Here is a 23070-nt window from a genome sequence, read left to right as displayed (position 1 = left end):
CGTCACGGCGGCGCTGTTCGTCGTGCTGGCGATCATGATGTTCTACCGTGCGGTCGCCGGTCCGACGACACAAGACCGACTGCTCGCGGTGAACGTCCTCGGAACGAACACGGTCGTCATCCTCGCCCTGCTCGCAGCGGGGCTTGGAGAGCCGTGGTTCCTCGACATCGCGTTGATCTACGCGCTGCTTAACTTCCTGATGGCGATCGCTATCTCGAAGTTCACCGTCGAGCGAGGTGGTGTGCTGTGATCGAACAGCTTCGCTTCTGGGGGATCGTCGTCCTCCTCGTCTTCGGGCTGTTCTTCACGTTCGTCTCCGCAGTGGGCGTGATCCGTCTGCCCGACATCTACGCACGAGCCCACACCGCGTCCCAGACGGACACACTCGGTGCGGGACTCGCGCTTGCAGCCGTTGCACTCGCGCTCGGCTGGGACAGCATGACGATCTACGCCGTCCTGTTGCTGTTCTTCGTGTTCATCACGAACCCGACGGCCGCACACGCGATCGCACGTTCTGCGGCCGAGTCCGGCATCGTTCCGTTGACCGACGAGACGGAGGTCGACGTCGAACCAGATCCATCGACCCCAGACGAGGGTGAGTCATGATCGGAACCGCTGTCGCCTACACGCTTGCAATCTTCATCGTGCTGGCAGCCGTCGCCACGGCACTGTTCAGAGACGTCCTCTCCGCGATCGTCGTCTTCGGTGCTTACAGCCTCGGGATGGCGATTCTCTACACGTTCTTGCTCGCACCTGACGTCGCCATGACGGAGGCCGCAATCGGTGCCGGCGTAACGACGATCTTGCTGCTGTTGACTATCGCGCGCACAACGCGACCCTCGACGGATCGGCTCTTCGAGCGGGTCAACGTGCCGGCAGTCATCGTCGTCGGCGCATTCGTCCTGGTGCTCGGGACGCTCCTGCCCGATATGTACGCCGTCGGCACGGAGTCCGCACCCGTCTGGGGCGAACAGGGCGTTCTGACGGAGACGCCGTCGCTCTACTACATCGAGAACACGTTCGGAGACACTGGGGCACAGAACGCCGTCTCCGCCGTGCTCGCCTCCTACCGTGGGTTCGACACCTTCGGTGAGGCCGTCGTCGTCTTCGCCGCCGCAATCGCCGTGTTGCTCGTGCTGAAACGGGAGGTGTTCACGTAATGTCGCAGCCAGATTCGCACACGAACTCGGATACCTACTCGGAGAGTCAGGTCATTCTGACCTCCGTTCGAATTATTGCACCGTTTACGCTCACCTACGGGATGTTCCTGAGTCTCCACGGGGCTGATACCCCCGGCGGCAGTTTCCAGGGCGGCGCCATCATCGGCGTCACCGTCCTGATGCTCGCCTTCGCGTTCGGGATCGACCCGACTCGCAAGTGGGTCAAAAACTCCTTCGTCACCGGCCTCATCACCGGCGGCGTCACCATCTTCATCGCGACCGGACTGTTCACCATGGCCCTCGGCGGCAACTTCCTCGAGTACGATGCGATCGCCGACACCTTCGGGATCGCCCACTACTGGGGCATGGAGGCCATCGAGGTCGGTGGTGTCGCACTGATCGTCGCCGGGGCGGTGATGACGCTGTTCTTCGCTACGGCGGCGGGCTTTACGCCCGAGCGTCACAGCAACGACGCCGACTCGGCTCGCTCGGGTTCGGGTCCGGAGGTGGGACGCGATGATTGAACTGCTCGCCTCGCGCTACGCCTATGCCCTGATGTTCGTCCTGATGGGCGTCGGGATGTACATGATGATCGCCAATCAGAACCTCGTGAAGAAGCTGATCGGGGTCAACCTCTTCCAGACGGCGATCTTCCTGTTCTTCGTCGCGGTCGCATACGTCGAGGGTGGGTCGGCACCGATCGTTCCAACCGAGGGCGACCCCGGTGCGATGGCCAGCCCGCTCCCGCACGTGATCGTGCTGACTGCAATTGTCGTCGGCATTGCACTCACAGCGGTTGGCCTCGCGCTGATCGTCCGGATCCACTCGGAGTACGGAACGCTCCGCGAGGATACCCTTCGGGAGGTGCGTGCCGATGAGTAACGTCGATCTTATCCTGCCGCTGCTGGTCGCAGTGCCGATTCTCATGGCCACCGTGCCGATCGCGCTCGGTCTGCGCTTCGATCGGACCGGCTGGGGCGTCACCACCCTTACGACGACCGGACTGCTCGCTGCGACAGCGTACCTCGCGAGTGCGGTCTACAGCGAGGGGATGGTCACTCACGAACTCGGCGGCTGGCCGCGAGAGTTCGGGATTCAGCTCGTCGCAGACGAGTTCTCGACACTGATCGCCTTGCTGGTGATCGCCACCGCAACGGCCGTTCTCGCGTACATGCGCGTTGGCGGACCACGCGGGAACACGTTCTACGCGGGCTACCTGCTGTTGACCGGTGGCCTGCTCGGGCTCTCGCTGACCGGCGACGTGTTCAACATGTTCGTCTTCCTCGAGATCGTCGGGCTCGCAACCTACGCCCTGATCGCGAGCGGAGACGGCCCCGAGTCGGCAGTGTCGGCGCTGAAGTACCTGATTCTCGGCACTGTCGGTGCCTCGCTGTACCTGATCGGTGTCGGCTTCATCTTCATGGCGACCGGGACGCTGAACATGCAGGTGCTGTCGGAGAATATGTCGGAGGTGATCGCGCAGGGCGGACAGAACCTCGTCCTGATGCAGGCTGCCTTCGCGTTCATCTTCGTTGGCTTCGCACTGAAGGTCGCCCAGTGGCCGCTGCACACCTGGCAGCCGGACGCCTACCAGCACGCGCCTGACGGCGTGACGCCGGTTATCGCGGCGCTTGTCTCGACGGTCTACGCGTACGCGCTCGGACGGCTGATGTACACCGTCTTCGGGCCGGAGTTCCTCACGTCGACGCCGTATCTGACGGAGATCGTCGTCACGTTCGGCTGTCTGAGCGTTCTCGCGGGCAGCACGCTCGCCGTGATTCAGACCGATGTCAAGCGGATGTTCGCGTACTCCTCGGTCGCGCAGTTCGGGCTCGTCGTGACAGCCTTCGGCCTCGTCACGGAGACGGCTCTGATCGGTGGAATCATCCACCTGGTCGGCCACGCCGTCATGAAGGCCGGGCTGTTCGCCGCCGCCGGCGTGATTGCGGTCAGCTACGGCGCGCGAACCGTCGACGAGTACGCCGGCCTCGCGGATAACCGGCCGTTCGTCGCCGGCGGGACGGCGCTCTTGCTGATCGCGCTGATCGGCATTCCGCCGTCTGCCGGCTTCATCGGCAAGTGGTACATCGCCGTCGGCTCGGTACAGGCAGAGATGTGGCCCGTCGCGGTTGTCATCCTGCTCAGTACCATGCTGACGCTCGCCTACTCGGCCCGACTGCTGGAGAAAATGTACTTTACGCCGGCAACGCCGGTCGAGTCGCCCCATCCGTCTGGGCCGGTCGCGACCGACGGCGGGCAGTCCGGTGGTGACGACGAGCACGGGAACGAACGCGGTGACGAGTCTGCTGGCCACGTCGATACCGGTGCGTTCACCGACACTGGCCGCATCGGCCGCGGTAACCCCGATGCCGTCTCTTTCGGCATGCTCGCGCTCGTCATCGTCGCCGCCATCGTCGCGGTCCTGCTCGGATTCGCGGGTGGTGAACTCCACGACCTTCTCGATCCGTTCGCGACGGAGGTGTTCAACTAATGGCTGAAGATTCCATCTTACCGCTCGCTGCCGTCCTCGTTTCGGCGGTCGCGATGGTACTGATCATCGCGTCGTATCGCTATCCGAACGTCCGCGAGGGCTGGTCCGTCCTCGCCGCGCTGGTGAAGTTCGGGATCGTCCTCAGCATGCTTCCCGGCGTATTAGACGGCACCGTCTACGAGTGGAGTCTCAGTCAGTCGCTTGGGATTGACTTCCTCTACGGCATCGACTTCGTCCTGCGCGCCGACGCGCTCGGGATGCTGTTCGCACTGCTCGCGAGCTTCCTCTGGATCTTTACGTCGTTCTACGCCGCGGGCTACATGCGCGGACTGGACGAACACGCCCAGACTCGATTCTTCGCTTCGTTCGCGGCCAGCCTCTCGGCCGCACTCGGGATCGCGTTCGCCGGCAACCTGGTGACGATCTTCATCTTCTACGAACTGCTGTCGCTCGTCACCTACCCGCTGGTCGCACACAACGAGGACGACGAGGCCCGGATCGCCGGCCGCAAGTACCTCACCTACACGTTCTTCGGCGGTGGGGTATTCCTGCTCGCCGGGACGGTCCTCACCTACTGGCTGACTGGCATGGTCGGCGACCCGACGACCGCGTTCGAATCCGGCGGCATCGGCGCACTCGCCGAGGCCGCACAGGCCGAACCAGTGTTCGCACAGGCCGCGTTCTTCCTGCTGATCGCCGGCTTCGGTGTCAAGGCCGCCGTCATGCCGCTTCACTCCTGGCTTGCCGACGCGATGGTCGCACCGACGCCCGTCTCCGGGCTGCTCCACGCCGTGGCGGTCGTCAAGTCCGGTGCGTTCGGGGTGGCACGAGTCATCCTCGAAGTCTTCGGTCCCGGACTCATCCACGACCTGCCGCTCAACGTGCCGGGTATCGGTGAGGTTGGGCTGAACGTGCCCGTCGCGATCCTGGCCGCCTTTACGCTGACGGCGGCCAGCATCATCGCGCTGCGCAAGGACCACCTCAAACGCCGGCTCGCGTTCTCGACGACGGCACAGCTGTCCTACATCGTACTCGGGCTCTCGATGCTCCATCCGTTCGCGATCCTCGGGGCGCTGTTCCACATCCCCGCCCACGCGTTCGGGAAGCTCACCCTGTTCTTCTGTGCAGGGGCGGTCCACGTCGAGACCCACACCGACTACGTCAGCGAGATGGCCGGCATCGGAAAACGGATGCCGCTGACCATGTCCGCGTTCGCCATCGGCGCGGCGGGCATGGCTGGTATGCCGCTCATCGCCGGCTTCGTCAGCAAGTTCTACATGCTGATCGGCTCCGCCGACGTCGGCGGCGGCTACTGGCTCTTCGCCAGCGCGCTGATCCTCTCGGGCATCCTCAACATCGCCTACCTCTGGCCCGTCGTCTACACCGCGTTCTTCGAGAGCGAAGACCGCCACGACGCCAAGCCACTACTCGAGTTCCCGCCTGGCGGGAAGCGCGAGTCCTACTTCGGCGAGGAGGTTGCGACGGATGGTGGAAACCCGGTTGACGAAGACGAGGATGTAGCTGCCGACGAGAGCGAAGACGCAGACGGTGACGCTGACGGGGACAAACCCCCAAGCGGCCAGCCACGTCCCGCCGACGACGACGCTGGTGAGACGGAGGCCGCTGGCGCTGGGACGCCACTCGAGTCGGAGCCAGATGCAGACGGGACTGACGACGACTACGAATACGCCGTCGACAGATACCCAAGCGACGCCGACGTCCCCGGCAACCGCGGTACACACGCAGACCACGCCGAGGGCCATCACGACCACGGCGACCACCACGACCACCACGGCGGTGCGCCGCCAGGTGGCTGGGAACGCCACTCACCGTTCTCCGAGAGCACGTGGCTCATGCTCATGCCGATCACGGTCATCGCCGTCGGTGCCGTCACGCTCGGCGTGATCCCCGACTACGCGATCTTCCTTGACCTCGTGACCTACATCGTCGAGAGCGTCTTCGGCATGGAGTGGTCCGAACTGAGTGCCCTCTCTCACGAGGAGATTCTGGCGGAGGTGCTAGCCTAACATGATCGACGCAAGCTACGAGATCCTGGCCTACGCGTATCCACCGCTGATCGTCTTCGCGGCCGCGCTGCTCGTGCTCGTCCTGCCGCGAATCCTTGGCTTCGCGGTCGGCGCACTGAGCCTCGCCTCGGTCGTCGCAATCTCGCTGCTCGCACCCGAGGGCACCCACCTCACCCGCACCTTCCTCGGCTTCCAGGACATCCACCCGTTCCTTATCGACGACTTCACGCAGATGATGGGGATGGCGCTTGGTTTCCTCGGTACCTTCGCCGTCATCTACGCGTACTCGAGTGAGGCCTCGCGCAAACTGGCGGCCATCGCACTGGCGTACGTCGCGAGCGCGCTCGGTGCGGCCTTTGCGGGCGACTGGCTCGTGCTGGTGTTCATGTGGGAGATCATGGCGCTGACGAGCACGCTGCTGGTCTGGCAGTACGGTGGCGACGCAGTCCGTGCGGGCTATCGCTACGCGCTGGCCCACGGTATCGGCGGGAGTCTGGTGCTGTTCGCGGTGATCGCACAGTACGCCGCCGTCGGCTCGTTCACCATGGTCACAGAAGCGGGAGAGACGGTCGGCTTCGCCGACGGGATCCCGCTCTTGCTCGCAGTGCTCGGCATCGGTGTGAACGTTGCTTTCGTCGGCTTCCACACCTGGCTGCCGGACACCTACCCGCGCCCGCACTTTGCGGCGTCGGTGTTCCTCGCAGCATTCACGACGAAGACGAGCGCCTACGTGCTCTACCGCGCGATTCCGGAGGGGAACCTCCTGCTCGCGTACATGGGCGGTGCGATGGCCGTCTACGGCGTCGTCTTCGCGCTGCTCCAGCACGACATGCGCGCGCTGCTGTCCTATCACATCCAGGCACAGCTTGGCTACATGGTCGCGGGTATCGGAATCGGCTCCGCGATCGGGATCGCCGGCGCGATGGGCCACCTGTTCAACAACGTGCTCTACAAGAGCCTGCTGTTCATGGCCGTCGGGGTCGTCATCTACCGAACCGGCGAGAACGACCTCTACAAGCTCGGTGGTCTCTGGCGTGAGATGCCGCTAACTGCGATCGCATTCGCCATCGGTGCGCTCTCGATTACCGCCGTCCCTGGCTTCAGCGGCTTCATCAGCAAGGGGATGGTGCTCGATGCGGCCGATCCGGCCTACTACGGCGGCAGCGAGTATCAGGCGCTGTACTGGCTGCTGTTCATCGGTGCGATCGGCACGTTCCTGTCGTTCATCAAGCTCGGCTACTACGTCTTCTTGCACGGCCCATCCGACTACACAGTCAAGGACTCGAGAACGGGACAGACGGTCGCGATGTTCTCCGTCGGTGGTGCCTGTGTCCTGCTCGGACTGCCGGTGATCGGCTGGCCGGTCTTTGCCGACCTGTTGCCGCTGGTCGATGGGATCACAGTGACTGAACTCGATACGTCGCTGACCCCGTACAGCACTGGCCACCTGATTGACGCTCTCATCCTGATCACAGTCTCCGTGATCGGCTTCAAACTCATCCGCAAGCCACTCTCGAAGATGGATTACTCCGATCCAGCGCTGATCGTGAACCCGACCGGCTACTACCTCGGCCGCGGCACGATGCTCGCGACCACCGACCTCTACGCTGCCGTCGACAACGCCGTCGTCAGCGGCGTCAAGCGCTGCTACTGGGCCGGCAACAACCCAGTGCTCGCCGTCGACGCGACCGCTCGGCGGCTCCCCATGGTCGACGCACCGGAGCGCCAGCACGCCGACGGCGGCCGGCCGTCGACCATCCATCTCCGTGCCGGAATTGGCACGACAGTCCTGCTACTGACGATCATCCTCACGGTCGTCATCTGGCTGCTGGTGTAGCTGCGTAACTCGAGTACCCCTTTTCACTTGAGCGGCCTCGCGTGAGGCTGTTTATCTATCCGGCTCACGGTTATCGATCCGACTGCTCCCGCTACTGCGCTTGCAAAACAGCGTTTGGTTCGCTGCCCGCTGTTGGTCATACCTTCCTATTCGGAGTCGTTCTGCCCACTGGAGCGCGTGCTGTGAGAGAGTACGTTGATCTCGAGTGGCTCGTCAACTGGAACTGCGATCGAGCGCTCTCCGTTCGGCGTCCGCAGCGTCGGTCGCGAGCGCGTCGCTTCGCGTCGCACGCGTTGACGGCTGGTGCTGGTATCGTCACTGTCGTCACCTGTTTCAGCGCGAACGCCGCTGGGCGTCAGGTACTCCCCACCGACCTCGAGTCCTGCATCCTCACAGAGGCGTTTCAGCACTGACCGTGCGCCTTCGGTCGTAATCGCCGGCGGCGCGATCACGTGCTCGCGGGCGAGTTCGGTCGCCGTCGCCTCGTCGAACAGCGCCTCGATCTCCGCGTCGTCGTATCCCCGATCCGCAAGCGCTTCACGAACGCGGCGAGCGATCGACGGCGCGTGTCGCGTCGGGAACAGCGGCCAGTCGTTCGACGGCGGATCGAGCACCACGCGGTACCGCCGCAGCGGCGTTCTGGCCGGCGCGAGCAGCGACACGTCCTCTAGGCGCTGGGACTTGCCGAGCACTCGAATCGTGCCCGTATAGAAGTCGACGTCGTCCCAGGTCGCCCCCGTGCGCCTGTCGTCCTCCGGCACCCGGAACAGTTCCGCACCGCGGACACTCGAGTGCGCGAGCAGCGCGACCATGGCGTACTCGCGGAGGCGGGTTCGTCGCTGGGCCGGCGTCGCATCGGCTGCTGTGAGTGCGCGGTCGCGAACGTAGGTTTCGAGGCGGCGGCGTTGTTCGAGGTTCCAGGCGGTGGTGTCCGTGTCGGTGTCGGCGTCCTGGTCTTCGTCCGTGCCGGCACTCGCGCTCGGCAGTGCCGCTTCTGCGGGATCGGTCGCAGCAGGGTTCGTCTCGAGGATGCCACCGCGGACACACCACGAGAGGAAGGCCCGGACGACGGCGTAGTAGGTGTGGGCGCTCGAGGCGGTGTAGGTTCCGCGATCGGTTTGCTCGCGGAGGTCGGCGGCGTACGCTCGCGCGTGAGTGGACTCGAGTGCGAACAGCGAGGTGAGATCGAACTCGCGGTCAATCCAGTCGGCGAAGCGGTGGAGGATGGATTCGGCGTTGGCGGCGTAGGCTCCTGCGCCGGGGCCGTCGGGATCGCCGACGGCCTTGCGCTGGAGGTAGGTGTCGATGGCGTCGGTGATGGTGACGTTTGTACTGGTGTTGGTGTCAGTAGTGGTGTCGGTGTCTGTACCGGTGTCGGACTCGGAGTCCGATCCAGCGTCACCCACGCCGTCCCACCTCGCGTTCGAAGCGACGAGAACGGCACCCCAGACCACGGCCGGAACCGTCGCAGTGTCTCATTTGTTCGTCTCCTACTGCGTTCGCGCGACAAATCTGTGTTTCGGTGGGAACACCGCGGAAGAAATGCGTCGCTGCGTAGTGGGCCCGGACTACTCGAGATACCCCAGATCTGCAAGCCGCTGTTCGACGGCATCGTCGTCGGTTGCGACGGTCGCCTCTTCGTCGCGACGGGCATAGTCCGTCGTCCCACTCGAGTCGAGACACGGGAGCACCTCCCCGTCCATACGCTCGTCGGCGGGCACACCGAGGCTCGCCAGCACGGTCGGCGCGATGTCGAACAAATGTGCATCGCCGACGCCGGCCGTGCGGTCGACGCCTGTGCCCGCGACGGCGACGGTGCCTTCGAGTTTGTGGTTCCAGGGCTCGCTCGGTGGGCCAAACTGCTCGTCTCGCAGTGTTGCAGAGATGAAGTGCTCGAAGTCCGCGGGGATCGTCACGATGTCGACCGCGCGCTCGCTCTCGGGGCCGTGGAAGAACTCTTCGCGCGGGCGGACCGCCTCGAAGACGGGGTCGCCGTCGGGCGTTCGCGCGGAGCGCAGGGCGTCGATAACCTGCGTGCGGACCGTTTCGTACTCTGCTTCCGGAACGACGCCGTTCGGCTCGCGACCCTCGACGTTGAGCCGGACACCGAGTTCGATGCGCGAGCGGACATACGCGCGGGAGTTCGGGAAGTCGACTTGCGTCGCACCCGCGTTGACGAGTCCAGTTGGCGCGTGGGCAGCCGCGAACTCGGCGAGTCCGAGGCGCTCCAGCACGGCTTCGATGCGCTGGCTCGTGAGCCCGACGCCCGCGGCGGCGGCCATCGCACGCTCGGAGAGGCCCTGCTCGCGCTGGGTCGTCTCCTTGCCGTCTTTGAGCGAGTCGTCGCGAACCGTCGCCCAGGTCGGCATCCCCTCGCCGCCGTTCGTGGTCTCGACGTGGCCCTCGCGGCGGAGGAACTCGTTTACCCGGAACTCGTGACCCTCGTATGGACCCATGCCGTGGTCGCTCGCGATGATCACGGTGTCTGGGTCGTGCGTCTCGAGAATATCGGCGATTTGGCGGTCGACCTCGCGGTAAATCTCGCGGATCGCCGCCTCGTTCTCGGGCTCCTTGTGGAAGATCGAATCCGTGGCCTGGAACTCGAGGAAGCCGAACTCGGGATCGAACCGATCCGCGAGGTACTGGAAGGCTTCGCCGCGCATCCGGACGCAGTCGGCGTACGCGCCGCCCAGATCGTCGGCGTCCTCGTCGGGGTAGACGCGGTACTCACCGATCGATTCGCGGACGTCCTCTAATAGCCCCTCGGGGTGACAGGCCGGATTCTCCGGTGCGGTGTAGCCGGGGATCACCGCGCCGTCGAACTCGCGCGGCGGGTGGGTGACCGGCACGTTGACGACGACGCTCGTGAGTCCCTGTTCGGAGAGGAGTTCCCACAGGGCGGGCTCACGAACGTCACTGGCGTTGACGACGTCCCAGTCGTAGCCATCGAAGGAGAGAAAGCCGAAGACGCCGTGTTTGCCCGGATTCTTGCCGGTGTAGAGCGACGGCCAGGCGCTCGCCGTCCATGGCGGAATCTGGGACTCGAGTGGCCCGTTCGCGCCGTCCTCGTAGATCGATTCGAGCGTCGGGAGGTCGCCGGCCTCGAACAGCGGCTCGAGAACGTGGTCGCAGGCCGCGTCGATCCCGACGAGCAGGGTCTGCAGCGACGAATCGTCGTTCATCGAGGAAGCGTCCCCGGCCTTGACCTTTCGTTATGTGTGCGGTTACCTTCATTCCGCGGCTAGATGGCCATCGACGGAATCGGACCCGGTCACGAGCACGCAACAGTCAGCCAGTGCAAAACGGTGGGTAACTGGGACCTACCGCAGTTTGCTGCGGGTTCGCTGTGCTACTTTACCGAATCGTACAACGACGCCACCGTCTTCATCCCCCACGAGCCGTACTCCAGGCTGTAGTAGGTCTCGAGTTCCGGGTTGAACTTCGCCTTGTAGCGATTGATCCGGCGCGTATCCGCTCCCACGAGGTCGTACGTCTCGAGGCCGCGTTCCATTCCGTCTTCCATGATCGCCCAGTCCAGCAGATCGTTCGTCGGCACGTCGACGTCCGCATCCGTCCGTACGCCACCCATCCACCGCCCCGTTCTATCGCCGTACTCGAGTGCCAGAATCCCGCCGACGAACTCCCCGTCGACGCACAGGGTGTAGGGTCGAACGGCACCGGTCGCCGTTCTGTCGGCGAGGTCCTGGACGAACTCGAGTGGGACGCCGAAGCTGATGTCCTGTGATTCGTAGCGGTGCTTCACTTGCTCGTGGATGAGAGCGATCTCCTCGGAGTCGCCGACGGTAACCTCGTAGTTGTCCTCGTCCTCGTCGGCGTTCGTGATATTGCTTCGCGCGTCGCTGCTGAAGGACATGAGGAGATCCTCGCGGTCGCGCGTGAGGTCGACCGCGTAGGTGTACTCCGGCGTCGCGTCGAACTCGTTCCACTTGAACGGCCGTGCGTCCTCGACGCCTGTGCTGGTCCGGATGTGGGCGTATCGCGGTGAGAGTTCGGACTGGATCCACTCGAGACAGCCGTCCATGAAGCGCTGGCGTCGACGTTCGCGCTTTCGCTGTTTGAGCTTCCCCATGTTCAGAAACGCCGGGCCGAGGTAGGGGACACGGATGTGTGGCGGCGGCGAGAAGACGGTCGTCACGAACTGCTTTTTGAGTTCGAACACCGGGAAGAGGCCGACGGGCTCCTGTCCTTTGAAGCCGATCAGCGGGTGCAGCGTCGACCCGGAGTGGTCGGCCTGCACTGAGAGCGCCTCGAGTTCGTGACACAGCGTTCCCTGTGGTGAGCGCCGGACGTAGTCGTTCCAGCGCTCACGGTCGTCTTCTGTGGCGACGCGAACGTCGATGCTCATCGTCCACAGCCACCTCCGAGCAATTTGGGGGCGAGAAGACATGGTCTGGGGGCGAGCGAACCGTCACCGCGTTGGGTGTCTGCGTCAATGTCTGGAGGTACACTCCTGTCCATATCGTGGATCCCATCCGCTGTACACTTTGTAAGCGACCTGTTTCCGTACTCGAGTACCCCACTTCACTCCACTCCGATTTCACCGGGGTGCGTCAGCACCGTGGCTTCGCTGTGGATCATCGGCAATCGCACGATAGCCGTACGTACCGCAACGGCTACCGAATCCGAACAGTCGGTTACGCGACTAGTAACAATGTCCGAACCAGTCGAGTGGTGGATAACTGACGCATACATGAAAGAGATTCTGGATCTGGACACACAGCCGTTCGCGACCGTCGGGCGAGGAACGAGAGCGGTGGCTCGGCTCCCGACCGATCTGGTCGGCATCGCCGGCGTCGCCATCGTTGCAGCCCTTCTCCTGTTGATCGTCGACGTGTCGTCTCCCGTCCTCCGCGCCGCCGTCGGCTTCCCGCTGTTGTTCGTCGCACCCGGGTACGCCGCCGTCTCCGTGCTCTTCCCACGGGAGAGTCCGCCATCGGAAACGGTCGCAACGCCGCTGTTTGGTCAGACCCTCACCGTAACCGGTGTCGAACGCGCCGCGCTTGCGTTCGGTTTGAGTGTCGCCCTCCTCCCGCTGTTTGGTATCGTCATCGCGCTCACGCCCTACTCATTCTCCTCGGTGGCCGTCGTCGCCCTCATCAGCGGCTTCGTACTCGTCTGTGCCTTCCTCGCTGGTATTCGACGCGTTCGCATCCCCGAACAGAATCGCTACGAGTTCAGTTTCGCTCGCGCGTACGACACCGTCCACGCGGCACTGTTCGGCACCGACTCGGCGGTACACACCGCAGTCAACCTCCTGCTCGTCGCGAGCATGCTCATCGCCCTTTCCAGCGTCGGTTACGCGCTCGTCTCGCCACAGGATGGCGAGCAGTACACCGAACTGCAACTGCTCACTGAGGACGACGACGGCGAACTGGTCGCCACCGACTACGAGACGACGACCGCTCCGAACGAGTCCGTCTCACTGGCAATCGACCTCGAGAACCAGGAACAGTCCGAGCAGGCCTACACCGCCGTCGTCCAGGAGCAGTGGGTCGACGACGGCGAGGTCTTAGACCGGCTCGAACACGACCGACTCGAGTACACCCTCGCAGACGGCGAATCGACTCAGGACGAGATGTCGATGACGCCGGAGGCAGAGAGCGGCACGGTTCGAGTAGCGGTGTTGCTGTACGACGAGTCAGTGCCGGAGTCGCCGACGATCGAGAACGCGGATCGGTCGACGTATCTGTGGGTGACTGTCGACGCTGCGGATTCGGATGCTGTGGGTGGTGATGCGGACGGTGCCGAGGATGATGAGGATGACAGCGATGACGACGAGGATGATGACGACGATGACGATAGCGACGACAGCGACGACTAACTACCCCAGTCCCCTCCGTTTTCCACTTCTCGAATCCTAATCCGAATCCAACACGACTCGGCCCGACTCGACACGATCGACCTGACTCGAGTACAGGTGTACTCGAGTCGAAGACGATACTGCAGTTGCGAGCAGCGTTCTTGGAGTGGCCGTTCGTACTGAGGAGGTGTTCGTAGCGATCGAGGTGACTGCGATCTGTTGGGGCTGTCGGTGAGAGCTGAGAACTGAGAACTGAGAGATGAAAGGTGACGGGTGGAGTAGAGGATGAGGTGGGGCGTGGACAGCCGAACGGAGCGACCCCGCCAGCCGCCCGGCGGGGAACTCACTCGCGACTCAGCGGGACGACATCGAATGCGATCGCGGCGAGTACGATGCCGACCAGTCCGAGCACGACACCGAGTGCGCCGCTTGTCGTCGAGTCGGCAGTGACGATCCCACTCGTTCCGGCAGCAAGAAAGAGCAGCGAAAATCCAAGGAGGGCCACCGTTCCGATCGTGTCGTAGAGCGCGTCTCTGGTTCCCTCCCGGACGTCGGCTGCGGTGTCGCGCTGGGGATCGGCGGCCGAGTCGCTGGTCGGGGTGCCGCCGTCGGTCACCAGGGTGCTCGCCGTTGATGCGTTGGGCGAGTTACGCGGCTCGGACGAGCGGGACGACTCCGGCGAATCGATCGAGCCGGTTGAGTCGGGCGAGTCGTGCAAGTCGGACGTATCGGGCAAACTGCCAGGGACCATCACTCCTGCCAGTTCGTGTCGCTTCGCCTTAAAATTCGGTTGTCCCCTCGCAATGCTCGAGCGCAGTCCGGTGTCCGAGTTCAACGTTCGGTACTCGCTGACTTACCGGTCGCAACCGGTGAATAACAAGGATAGCTACGGGATAATGTCGCGCCAGCTCCGAATGTCTCCTCAGTCAGCCGTCACCGAAGAACCGTTCCGAAAGCTCGCCCTCGCGGTTGGCTTCCTCGCAGTCGCTGTCAGCGCGCTTCTCGCTCGCGGTGCACCCGCCGCCGGGTACGAGCTTTCGCTCTACACGATGACGCCGGGTCGCGTCTGGGCCGGGCTGCTGGTCGCCATGGCGATCGCACTCGCGGTCGCGTTCGTTCCTCCGTCGTGGGTGGGACCGGGGACGCGGGCTGGAACCGAAGCAGTCGACGGCGAGGATACCCGGTTGTTCACTAGCCGGCCGCTCGCCCTCGTCCTGGGCGGGCTCACGATGATCGTCTTTGCCGGACTCCCACTGATCCGCGGCTATCGGTTCTTCGGCCACCACGATGCGCTTACCCACCTCGGCTGGGCGCGGGCGATGGCCGAGGGAACCATCGTTCCGTTCGATCTGTACTATCCCGGCATCCACACCGTGACCGCGATGATCAACGCCGCGGTTGGCATCCCACTCGAGCAGTCGTTGCTCCTCGCGATCCTCGCGACGATGGTCGTCTTCTGGATCTTCATCCCGCTCTGTGCCGGAACGATCGTCTCAGACCGCCGCGCGGTCGTGATCGCCGCGTTCTCGTCGTTCCTTCTCCTGCCGATCACGACGATTTCGATGTACATGACCGCACACGCGATGTCCCAGGCCGTGCTGTTCTCGGCACTGCTGTTCTTCCTCTTCGCGAAGTATCTCCGTGCCGACCGCTCGCTTGCGACGGTGTCCGCCGTCGGTGCCGCCTTCGCGCTCGTCTCTGTCGCGACGGTCGTCTACCACCCACAGCTGGTCGCACACCTGATCGTCGTCTTCCTCGGCATCTCGCTGGTACAGTTTTTGGCACGCCGGATCGCGTCGGAGGGGCGGATCGCGGGCCAGACGCCGATGTACGGCCAGGCGCTGTTCCTGGTCGTGCTGTTTCTCGGCTGGACGTCGAATCACGGTTTTTTCAGCGGGATGATCGACCACTTCCTGAGCGCGGCTGTCGACTTTATCCTCAGGGATGGTGGCGGGGCCGGAGATACAGTCGCGATGCAGGGTGCCTCGCTCGGCGCACTCGGGAGCGGTCTCGGTGAAATCTTTGTCAAGCTATTCGCCGTCCATCTCCTCTTTACGCTGCTCGCCGCGGGACTTATTCTGGCAGCTATCGGCGCGCGAAACTCCGAGTGGCTCGCCCGAATTCGACCAGAGACGCTGTATTTTGCCGTCGCACTCGTCGGATTGGGACCGCTGTTCGTCATCTACTTCCTCGCACCCGGCTCGACGATGTACTTCCGCGTCTTCGGGCTGATGATGGTCTTCGTGACGCTGCTCGGTGCGATCGCGATCTACGGGTTGACCAGCCGCGTCTCGGGACGGTGGCGTGAGTCGCGGTTCGTCCCCTCGGGACAGCCGCTGCTCGCCGTCGGCTTCGCGCTCCTCCTGTTGCTGTCGCTCGTGGCGGTCTTCCCCTCACCGTACACGTACAACCCGTCGCCACACGTCAGCGACCAGCAGATGAGCGGCTACGAGACCGCCTTCGACACCCAAGCCAACGAGGTCGATATCGTCGGCCTGCGAAACGGTCCGAATCGGTTCGACGACGCGATTCACGGCAACGACGAGCGAATGCGCCTCCACTTCGACGTGCCCGAATCGGCGTTCGGCTCCGGACTCGTTGCGGAGTACGACGACGACCGCTATCTCGTGGTGAGTCAGTACGACTACGACCGCGAGGTGTACGCCTACGGCGAACTTCGTCACAGCGACGGCGACTTCAGCGCGCTCGAGAACGAACCCGGCGTGAACCGTATTCACACGAACGGCGAGTTCGACCGGTACTACATCGATGCCAACATGAGCGACATCTGATCCCGTTGGCCGTCGATCACTGGCGCTGTCGCTCCCACCCCGAGCGTGTGACTGTCTGCTGTCTTCTCGCTCTCACCCACGCCGACTGTTCTCGATTCTACGGTCCTCGCTCTCACCCACTCTCTGGCGTTGTGATCACCGCCAGGGAATCGGTCGATTCGCCCGGCCGAATGTGTGATGATTCCTCGCCCGTACCCCCGCACAACCACCAGCTACCATTGCCTCACTACGCGGAAGGGAGCCGTTGCCGACGCGTGACCGATTTCAGTAGCGCACGGTATCGGCCGTGTTTCCGCGTGAAATCGGTAACAGATCTATAACAATAGCACTCTGTGTTCGTCTTTCGGAGGAGAATGACAGTCAAAACGGCAGTAGTCGGTGCCGGCACAGTCTCGGAGGTTCATCTCTCGGGAATCGACAAGAACCCGCGGACCGAACTCGTCGGCATCTGCGACCTCGACATCGACCGGGCGCGCGAGGCGGCTTCCCGGTACGACATCACACCCTACGGCGACATCGACGACCTCCTCGCACAGGAGTCACTCGACTGGCTCCACATCTGCACCTCGGTTCAGAGCCACCTCCCGCTGGCAAAGCGCGCAATCGACGCCGGCGTCCCGCTGCTGATCGAGAAGCCGGTCACCGAAACTATCGAGGAACTCGAGGAGCTCGAAGCCTACGCGGACGAGCACGATGTCCCAGTCTCGCCAGTCCACCAGCACAACTTCGATCCAGTGATGCGAACCGCTCGCCGGATGATCCACGCCGGCGAACTCGGCGAGATCCGCGGCGTCGACCTGATCTACACGGGACTGTCGACGCCGGACGAAGCGAATCGTGGCACCTGGGTCTTCGACCTCCCCGGCGGCGAGTTCGAGGAGGGACTCCCCCACCCCATCTACTCCGCGCTCAGAGTCAGCGGCTTCCCCGAAAGCGAGGAGTCCATCTCGAGTACCACCCGACTCGTCGGCGACTATGACGACGAGTTCGCCTACGACTCCGCCCAGTTGCAGTACGTCACCGAAGACGACGTGCTCTGCAGCCTGAAGATGCTCTCGAGTTCGAAGCCACGCCACGAGATCTACGTCCACGGCACCGAGAAGTCGATTCAACTCGATATGGTCCTGCAGACGATTCAGACCGTCGACGAGGAGTACCACCTCTCCTCGCTCAAGAAGGGCAAGCAGGCGATCACCCGCTCGGCGGGCTACCTCTCCGGGCTGCTCTCGAACGCCAAACTCGTCGCCGACGGCCAACTCAACGACGACTGGGAGACGGCGATCAAAATGAACGCCCACTACGCCCAGTTCGATCGAACCGCTCGCGCCATCGAGGCCGGCACCGAGATGCCGGTCTCGCTCGAGTCCTCGAAGTGGACGATCCGACTGATCGAGTCGCTCCGGGACTCGAGTACCACCACTGTCGAGACACCGGCGACGATCTAAGACGGCGCAGTTTGGTTCGTTCTGAATGAAACAACAGATTATTCGCGGCTTCAGGGCGACGCTGGTCGCCGAAATCGTCCGGACGATCGCGAAGGGCGTGCTCATGGTGTCGCTCGCGAGCCTGTTTTTGACGCCCGACGAGTACGGCCTGCTCTTTCTCGCGATTTCGGTCTTCAGCGCCTCGCTGCTGTTCAGTCGCCTCGGCATTCCCCGGTCGACGGCGCGGTATCTCGCGGAGTTTCGGGAGACGAATCCTGGACAAGTTCCCCACATCATCCGAGATTCGCTCAAATTCCTGACTGCGGTGATGCTGACCGTCTCGATCCTGGTCGCGGTGTTCCACCAGCAACTGGCGACACTGTTCGGCGAGAGCGAGCTGGCACCGCTGCTGGCGCTCGGGGTCGTCTACATCAGTTGCTGGACGATCAACTCCTACGTGCACACGATCTTCCAGGGCTTCAACCGCATCTCCTGGAGTGCGCGCGTGACGATCCTCACGAACGTCACGACGCTGCTTTCGGTTCTCGTGTTCCTCGTCGCCGGCTTCGGCGTTATCGGCGCGCTCACCGGCTACGTCCTCGGCTACGTGCTCGGTGCCGTCTACGGTCTCAGCCTGCTGTACCGGCTGCTCGGCGAGTTCGACGCCGCCGACGAACGCGAGCCCGGCCTGCGACGACGGTTACTCGAGTACAGTCTGCCGCTGACCGTTTCGGACGGGGCAAACGTGGTCTACAAACAGGTCGACACGTTGCTCATCGGCGTCTTCCTCACGCCGGCGGCGGTCGGCTACTACGTGCTCGCAAAGCAGATTTCGGACTTCGTTATCGCGCCGGCGAGCTCGCTCGGGTTCACCGTCTCGCCTTCCTACGGCGAGTACAAGGCCAACGGGGAACTCGAGAAGGCCGCCAACGTTTACGAGACGACGTTCAAACACAGCGTGCTGTTCTACATCCCCGCTGCGGCGGGGCTGATCGTCGTCGCCGAGCCGCTGGTGCAGTACGTCTTCGGACCGGCGTACCTGGAGGCGGTGCTCGTCATCCAGATCTTCGCGTTCTTCATCGTCTTCCAGGCGATCGATAAGATCACGAACGACGCGCTCGACTACCTCGGGCGTGCGAAACACCGCGCGATCTCGAAGGGTGTGACCGGCGGATTCAACTTTGGGCTGAACCTGCTGTTGATTCCGACCATCGGCATCGCCGGCGCAGCGATCTCGACGGTCGTCAGCTACGGCATCATGATCGCGGTGAACATCTACCTCATCCGGTCCGAACTCCCGATCTCGTTGCCGTCCCTCGGACAGTCCGTGGTCGCGGTTTCGGGAATCGCACTCTGTATGGCTGCCGTCGTCGTGGTTGCGCTGCCGATGGTCACGAACCTGGTGTCGCTGCTCGCGCTCGTCGCGGTCGGCATCCTCGTCTGGGCGACGATCTCGGTGACGAGTGGCATGCTCGACGTACAGAGCGTCCTCTCCTGAGCCGCCGTTCGTTCTTTCCCTCGTCTTCGTCCTCGTCCTCGTCCTCGCGGTCCTCACTACTCCGTTCAGTGCTTTCGTCCAGTTCGCCGTGAGGGAACGGCAGCGTGCGGCCACGAATCGATCGGGCAACCGCGCGACGTCACTCGGGAGGCATTGACGCTCTCACCCCCCCCTCTCGTGGACCGCCAAGTGCGCGTGCGGGTACTCGAGTACCGAGACGTACCAAGACGTGAGACGCGAGTCGGAATCACTCAGCTGCTGTTTCCGATAGCGATTGACAACACAATGTAGCGAGTACCCGATCTGTCCGAAAAGTCTACTATCTGGATTCCATGAATGCGTTCGATTTCGAAGGCCAGAGATGATCGGTCCGATGATCTCCTCCTGGCCCAGAATGGTGGGGTGAATCTCCTATATGTTTCTCATAAAATCCAATGAACATACATTCATTGGATTCTATATATTATATCACGATAACTTGACTGTATCTCCTGTCTAAATTAGGATAAACGGAAAGTTTATGATCCTGACTTCAAAACTCCTGACTGTATGGCACGCGATACGGTATTGGATGGCGACGGATCTAGCGATCAACAACCAGCAGACGGCGTTTCAGCCGGTAATGACAGCCTACTTGGTCGGCGCGGCTACCTCGGCCTCGTTGGCTCGGCGGCAGCAGCTGTCACGATGTCCGGGGTCGGCGCAGCCGCCGAGGACTACGACGTGATCGAAGTTGGCGCAGGCCAGACCGAAACGGTTCGTCTGAGTGACGGCGAGTCCTTCTCGAACGTCCTGATCGACATCACGGCATCGAACGCGAAGTTCCACATTCGGGCAATCGCCGACAACTGGGAGATTCGCAACGTCGGTTTCCGCGGCAACTGGGATAGTACTGCCAAAGAAGACGCGATTATCTGCCAGGTGAACAGCCCGAACGCGAGCGGACTGATCGAGAACGTCTACTTCATGGGCAGCGAAAACGACAACACCTATCCCGGGATCACCGGCATCAACGTGGCCAACGGTCACGCTGGCGACCTCGAGATACGGAACGTCAACATTCAGAACTGCCCGGACAACTCGATCTACGCGAGCAACCCTGGGGACTCCTCGCGACACCCAAGTGGTGCAGGCGGCGGCGGTCCCGTCGTAATCAAGGACTCCTACGCGCGCAACTCCCGTGCGGCCGGCTTCCGCGTCGGTACCGACGGCTCGATCATCGAGAACTGTGTTGCCGTCGACTGTGACAAGGGCTTCTGGGGCTACTACGAGCACACGGCAGTCAAAGACTGTGACATCTCCGGCTCGCCACACGCAGACGTCCGATGCGGTGCACCGGACTGGGTGAAGGGCCAGAACGCCGAAGTGACGGTCACGAACACCCGCTACGGAACTGAGGACAATCGCGGTGCTGCGATTCACGGCTCGTCGTCCGGAACACCACAGCGAACCGAACCAAGCGAGGTCGAGGGCGTTCCACTGAGTGCGGAGGAAGCCGCATCCGGCTCGTCAGGGTCAGGACGGCCAGGTGACGGCAGCGACGAGGATGACGAGGCCGATTCGGGAAATGAGGAGCCGGCTGACGGCCACCTTCTCTCGTTCGTCACCGAACCCGACGCCCGATACGCTGGCTACGAGTTCACTGCCGACGGACCGGTTGGGTTTGCAGAAGCTCCCGATCCAACGCCGTCTGGCGGCCGCATCGAAGGCGGGACGTACACCTCCGAGGACTTCGTCGAGGAGACCGACGACGGCTGGCACGCTGGCGGTGTAACCGGCGGCGGCCACGGTGACGCGTTCCGTGTCGATGGAACGATCACGTCGATCGAGATCGGCCAGCCCGACGTGATGTGGGTCGAACTCGACGGCGAACGTCTCGATCCCGACGAGATTATCGAACAGACCGGTGGTGAGCCGGACGATGACGACACGAACGAGGGTGACGACGGTGACGAGTCTGACGAACCAGATGAACCATCGGACGACCTCACGAACGTCATCGTCATCGACGCCTGTGGCACCAGCAGCGAAACCACGTTCTCGTTCGACGTTACCGGCGATGTCCGACACACGCCGTACCTGGGCTCCCAGAGCGGTTCGGTCTCAGGTTCGACCGTCTCCGGAACGATCGCCAACGCCTGTGACGCCTACGAGTTCAGCGGCGACATCGAGAACTTCCGGCTCGCGGGTAACGCGAACGTCTCCGTCGAGTACGACGCGCTGTAGCGATACAGCCGTCGAACTGGTCAGTCGGTCAATTGGACAGTTGATCACAGTCATTCCGACTGCAGCTGTCGGGACTGACCCACCCACCGTCGGGGGCGTGATCTCGACGATGCACGCTACTTGACCGATTCTTTCTCTTTGTAGTACTGATACGCGTTCCGCAGGTCGCGAACGAACGGCCGCGGATCGTCGAGGCTCGCGTAATCGAACCGCGTCTCACGGCCGATCGACGACAGAATCTCCGAGAGCGAGCCCGTGAACGAGGGCTTCTCCGCCAGTTCCACGTCATCGAACAGGATCGAGTACAGATAGAGCAGTTCTCCGCGCAGCAGGTGGCCGGCGATGTCCGCCTGGTAACTGTGTTCGATCGCCTCGCGTTCCCCGTTTGCGAGCTGCCAGTAGTAGTACGGAAAGTCCGCACCCGCCTGCACCGAAAACGGCAACGACGACCAGAACCGCGGATTGATCTCCATCAGCTTGAACTCGCCGTCCGCATCCCGGAGGAACTCGACCATCGCCAGCCCGTGCCAGTCGAGGTGCCCAAGGAGATCTCGGCCGGCCTCCTCGAGTGCCGGGATGCGAACGGACTCCCGGTAGGAACTCGCGCCGCCGGCGTAGCTGTAGCCGCGAATCTGGCGGTGCTGGAACGTGGCGACCGGTTCGCCGTGATCGTAGAGCGCGAAGAAGCCGTACTCGTCGGTGACGGGAACGTACTCCTGGAGCAGCGGTTGATGGCCCATCTCCCGCGTGAGCGCGTCGATATCCGGCTCGGCACCGGGGCGGAGGTACTCCGTCTTCGGCGGATCGACGTACTGTTCGGGGCCGTAGCCGTCGACGTACTCGTCGGCGAGCACCGCATACCGTGCCTTGACGATCCACTCCTGACTCCACGGCCGGTCGGCGTCCGAACCGAAATCGGGGTCGGACTCGAGTACCCCCGTCTCTGGAACACCTACCCCGGCCTCCTCGGCGGCGTCGAAGAGTCGGATTCGGTCCTGTGCGCTGGCGAGGGTGTCCATGTCGGGCCATGGGGTGGCGACGTGGTCGGCGAACTCGGACCGGTACTTCGCGAGGACGTAGACGTCGACGTCTCGGACGGGGATTATCGTCTGCACGTCGGAGCGCGTGGCGACGGCGAGCAGCGCGTCCTTGTAGGCGACCAGATCCTCGTGGGGGTCCGGAACCGGGACGGCCTCGTCGCAGTACCTCGAGCGCAAGGCTGGTGCGGTTTCGTCCTCTGCGACGACGATGGTCCGAATGTCGCGTCGCCCGAGTGTTCTGAGGCAGGCAACGCTACTGGGGGCCGTGATCGCCGGGACGACGACGGAGTGGGTCCACGGCTCACCGCTCATGCTGGTCACCTTCTCGGTTTAGTCGGTATCGGCGTCGGTGCGTTTGCGTGTGAGGGTGTGTTTTCCTGTCGGGGTACGTGTGAGGGAGAGTATAAGTGTCGCTGTGTCCGTCGATACCGGTGAGCGCCTGCACCGCCACGGAGAGATCGATCACCGCTGAAAGCGTCCGCTGTCCCGCGCCGAAGAGAGCCATGAGTCAGACCACAGAATCCCGAACGTTAGTTAAGAGCAGTGTACGCAAGCGAACGTGACGGTGATGCGGTGTCGCCGATGCCGATACGTTCTCAGTTCGTCGACCGACGACTGAACGCACTCGTTGCGCAATGAGTGCGGTGTCACGTATGACCGGGATACGGATGGCTGCCGACGACGCGTAGGTGGTTCTTACCGTCCACGTCACCGACACGCGACCGTTCTATGGCGTTCTGACAGCGCCAAACTG

General features: G+C 63.3%; 18 protein-coding genes. 13 read left to right on the top strand and 5 right to left on the bottom strand.

Annotated features, from left to right (window positions below; translation table 11 throughout):
• Positions 1–34 precede the first annotated feature (34 nt).
• Genes C483_RS18200 through C483_RS18165 form a run of 8 tightly spaced genes read left to right on the top strand, consistent with a single transcriptional unit; the run spans position 35 to position 7515 of the window.
• Complete coding sequence (locus C483_RS18200; protein WP_394295540.1) at positions 35–250, top strand: cation:proton antiporter; 216 nt, start codon at positions 35–37, stop codon at positions 248–250.
• Positions 247–606 carry a monovalent cation/H(+) antiporter subunit G gene (mnhG, locus tag C483_RS18195; protein ID WP_006654833.1) on the top strand — a complete coding sequence of 120 codons (360 nt, stop codon included), beginning with the start codon at positions 247–249 and terminating at the stop codon, positions 604–606. The genes C483_RS18200 and mnhG overlap by 4 nt, the downstream gene beginning before the upstream one ends.
• Positions 603–1160: a DUF4040 domain-containing protein gene (locus C483_RS18190; protein ID WP_006654832.1), complete on the top strand. Its 558-nt coding sequence runs from the start codon at positions 603–605 to the stop codon at positions 1158–1160. The genes mnhG and C483_RS18190 overlap by 4 nt, the downstream gene beginning before the upstream one ends.
• Positions 1160–1684: an MnhB domain-containing protein gene (locus C483_RS18185; RefSeq protein WP_006654831.1), complete on the top strand. Its 525-nt coding sequence runs from the start codon at positions 1160–1162 to the stop codon at positions 1682–1684. Before C483_RS18190 ends, C483_RS18185 begins: the two co-directional genes overlap by 1 nt.
• A complete protein-coding gene (locus tag C483_RS18180) occupies positions 1677–2042 on the top strand; it encodes a cation:proton antiporter subunit C (protein WP_004267812.1) in 366 nt (121 codons plus the stop codon). Before C483_RS18185 ends, C483_RS18180 begins: the two co-directional genes overlap by 8 nt.
• Entirely contained in the window at positions 2035–3651 is a 1617-nt protein-coding gene (locus C483_RS18175; protein WP_006654830.1) for a proton-conducting transporter transmembrane domain-containing protein, read from the top strand. Before C483_RS18180 ends, C483_RS18175 begins: the two co-directional genes overlap by 8 nt.
• The gene (locus C483_RS18170) at positions 3651–5678 is read left to right on the top strand and encodes a proton-conducting transporter transmembrane domain-containing protein (RefSeq protein ID WP_006654829.1); all 2028 of its coding nucleotides are present in this window, start codon (positions 3651–3653) and stop codon (positions 5676–5678) included. Before C483_RS18175 ends, C483_RS18170 begins: the two co-directional genes overlap by 1 nt.
• Before the next feature lies 1 nt (position 5679).
• Positions 5680–7515 (top strand): Na(+)/H(+) antiporter subunit D, encoded by a 1836-nt coding sequence (locus C483_RS18165; protein ID WP_006654828.1) that lies wholly within the window; start codon positions 5680–5682, stop codon positions 7513–7515.
• A 146-nt stretch (positions 7516–7661) separates the two neighbouring features.
• Here the strand turns inward: C483_RS18165 and C483_RS18160 are convergent, their stop codons facing one another.
• The 3 genes from C483_RS18160 to C483_RS18150 all read right to left on the bottom strand — a co-directional run bounded on the left by C483_RS18160 (position 7662) and on the right by C483_RS18150 (position 11881).
• Positions 7662–8921: a tyrosine-type recombinase/integrase gene (locus C483_RS18160; RefSeq protein WP_049912926.1), complete on the bottom strand. Its 1260-nt coding sequence runs from the start codon at positions 8919–8921 to the stop codon at positions 7662–7664.
• A 162-nt stretch (positions 8922–9083) separates the two neighbouring features.
• Positions 9084–10697 carry an alkaline phosphatase family protein gene (locus tag C483_RS18155; protein WP_006654826.1) on the bottom strand — a complete coding sequence of 538 codons (1614 nt, stop codon included), beginning with the start codon at positions 10695–10697 and terminating at the stop codon, positions 9084–9086.
• Between the two features lie 167 nt (positions 10698–10864).
• Positions 10865–11881 (bottom strand): lipid II:glycine glycyltransferase FemX, encoded by a 1017-nt coding sequence (locus C483_RS18150; RefSeq protein ID WP_006654825.1) that lies wholly within the window; start codon positions 11879–11881, stop codon positions 10865–10867.
• A 306-nt stretch (positions 11882–12187) separates the two neighbouring features.
• Between C483_RS18150 and C483_RS18145 the strand changes: the two genes are divergently transcribed.
• Positions 12188–13357 carry a DUF1616 domain-containing protein gene (locus C483_RS18145; RefSeq protein ID WP_006654824.1) on the top strand — a complete coding sequence of 390 codons (1170 nt, stop codon included), beginning with the start codon at positions 12188–12190 and terminating at the stop codon, positions 13355–13357.
• 322 nt (positions 13358–13679) lie between these two features.
• On the opposite strand, the gene C483_RS18140 is transcribed toward C483_RS18145, so the two are convergent.
• On the bottom strand, positions 13680–14087 hold the full coding sequence (locus tag C483_RS18140; RefSeq protein WP_006654823.1) for a hypothetical protein: 408 nt from the start codon (positions 14085–14087) through the stop codon (positions 13680–13682).
• A 163-nt stretch (positions 14088–14250) separates the two neighbouring features.
• Here C483_RS18140 and C483_RS18135 point away from each other — a divergent pair, with 163 nt between their 5' ends.
• From C483_RS18135 to C483_RS18120, 4 genes are all read left to right on the top strand, one after another.
• Complete coding sequence (locus C483_RS18135; RefSeq protein WP_049912925.1) at positions 14251–16128, top strand: DUF6541 family protein; 1878 nt, start codon at positions 14251–14253, stop codon at positions 16126–16128.
• 353 nt (positions 16129–16481) lie between these two features.
• Complete coding sequence (locus C483_RS18130; protein ID WP_006654821.1) at positions 16482–17573, top strand: Gfo/Idh/MocA family protein; 1092 nt, start codon at positions 16482–16484, stop codon at positions 17571–17573.
• 25 nt (positions 17574–17598) lie between these two features.
• A complete protein-coding gene (locus tag C483_RS18125) occupies positions 17599–19050 on the top strand; it encodes a flippase (RefSeq protein WP_006654820.1) in 1452 nt (483 codons plus the stop codon).
• Between the two features lie 549 nt (positions 19051–19599).
• Positions 19600–21276: a hypothetical protein gene (locus C483_RS18120; RefSeq protein ID WP_006654819.1), complete on the top strand. Its 1677-nt coding sequence runs from the start codon at positions 19600–19602 to the stop codon at positions 21274–21276.
• 116 nt (positions 21277–21392) lie between these two features.
• Here the strand turns inward: C483_RS18120 and C483_RS18115 are convergent, their stop codons facing one another.
• A complete protein-coding gene (locus C483_RS18115) occupies positions 21393–22628 on the bottom strand; it encodes a carboxylate--amine ligase (RefSeq protein WP_006654818.1) in 1236 nt (411 codons plus the stop codon).
• Between the last annotated feature and the right edge of the window lie 442 nt (positions 22629–23070).

This window comes from Natrialba hulunbeirensis JCM 10989 (assembly GCF_000337575.1).
Classification (GTDB): Archaea; Halobacteriota; Halobacteria; order Halobacteriales; family Natrialbaceae; genus Natrialba; species Natrialba hulunbeirensis.
This window is presented reverse-complemented; position numbering and strand designations above follow the sequence as displayed.

Bases quoted from the DNA above. Each gene is read 5' to 3' on its own strand.
- C483_RS18180 (WP_004267812.1), top strand. From the start codon at position 1,677: ATGATTGAACTGCTCGCCTCGCGCTACGCCTATGCCCTGATGTTCGTC.
- C483_RS18165 (WP_006654828.1), top strand. From the start codon at position 5,680: ATGATCGACGCAAGCTACGAGATCCTGGCCTACGCGTATCCACCGCTG.
- C483_RS18190 (WP_006654832.1), top strand. From the start codon at position 603: ATGATCGGAACCGCTGTCGCCTACACGCTTGCAATCTTCATCGTGCTG.
- C483_RS18135 (WP_049912925.1), top strand. From the start codon at position 14,251: ATGTCTCCTCAGTCAGCCGTCACCGAAGAACCGTTCCGAAAGCTCGCC.
- C483_RS18115 (WP_006654818.1), bottom strand. From the start codon at position 22,628: ATGAGCGGTGAGCCGTGGACCCACTCCGTCGTCGTCCCGGCGATCACG.
- C483_RS18150 (WP_006654825.1), bottom strand. From the start codon at position 11,881: ATGAGCATCGACGTTCGCGTCGCCACAGAAGACGACCGTGAGCGCTGG.
- C483_RS18155 (WP_006654826.1), bottom strand. From the start codon at position 10,697: ATGAACGACGATTCGTCGCTGCAGACCCTGCTCGTCGGGATCGACGCG.
- C483_RS18140 (WP_006654823.1), bottom strand. From the start codon at position 14,087: ATGGTCCCTGGCAGTTTGCCCGATACGTCCGACTTGCACGACTCGCCC.
- C483_RS18170 (WP_006654829.1), top strand. From the start codon at position 3,651: ATGGCTGAAGATTCCATCTTACCGCTCGCTGCCGTCCTCGTTTCGGCG.
- C483_RS18125 (WP_006654820.1), top strand. From the start codon at position 17,599: ATGAAACAACAGATTATTCGCGGCTTCAGGGCGACGCTGGTCGCCGAA.
- C483_RS18130 (WP_006654821.1), top strand. From the start codon at position 16,482: ATGACAGTCAAAACGGCAGTAGTCGGTGCCGGCACAGTCTCGGAGGTT.
- C483_RS18175 (WP_006654830.1), top strand. From the start codon at position 2,035: ATGAGTAACGTCGATCTTATCCTGCCGCTGCTGGTCGCAGTGCCGATT.
- C483_RS18120 (WP_006654819.1), top strand. From the start codon at position 19,600: ATGGCACGCGATACGGTATTGGATGGCGACGGATCTAGCGATCAACAA.
- C483_RS18185 (WP_006654831.1), top strand. From the start codon at position 1,160: ATGTCGCAGCCAGATTCGCACACGAACTCGGATACCTACTCGGAGAGT.
- C483_RS18145 (WP_006654824.1), top strand. From the start codon at position 12,188: ATGTCCGAACCAGTCGAGTGGTGGATAACTGACGCATACATGAAAGAG.
- C483_RS18200 (WP_394295540.1), top strand. From the start codon at position 35: ATGATGTTCTACCGTGCGGTCGCCGGTCCGACGACACAAGACCGACTG.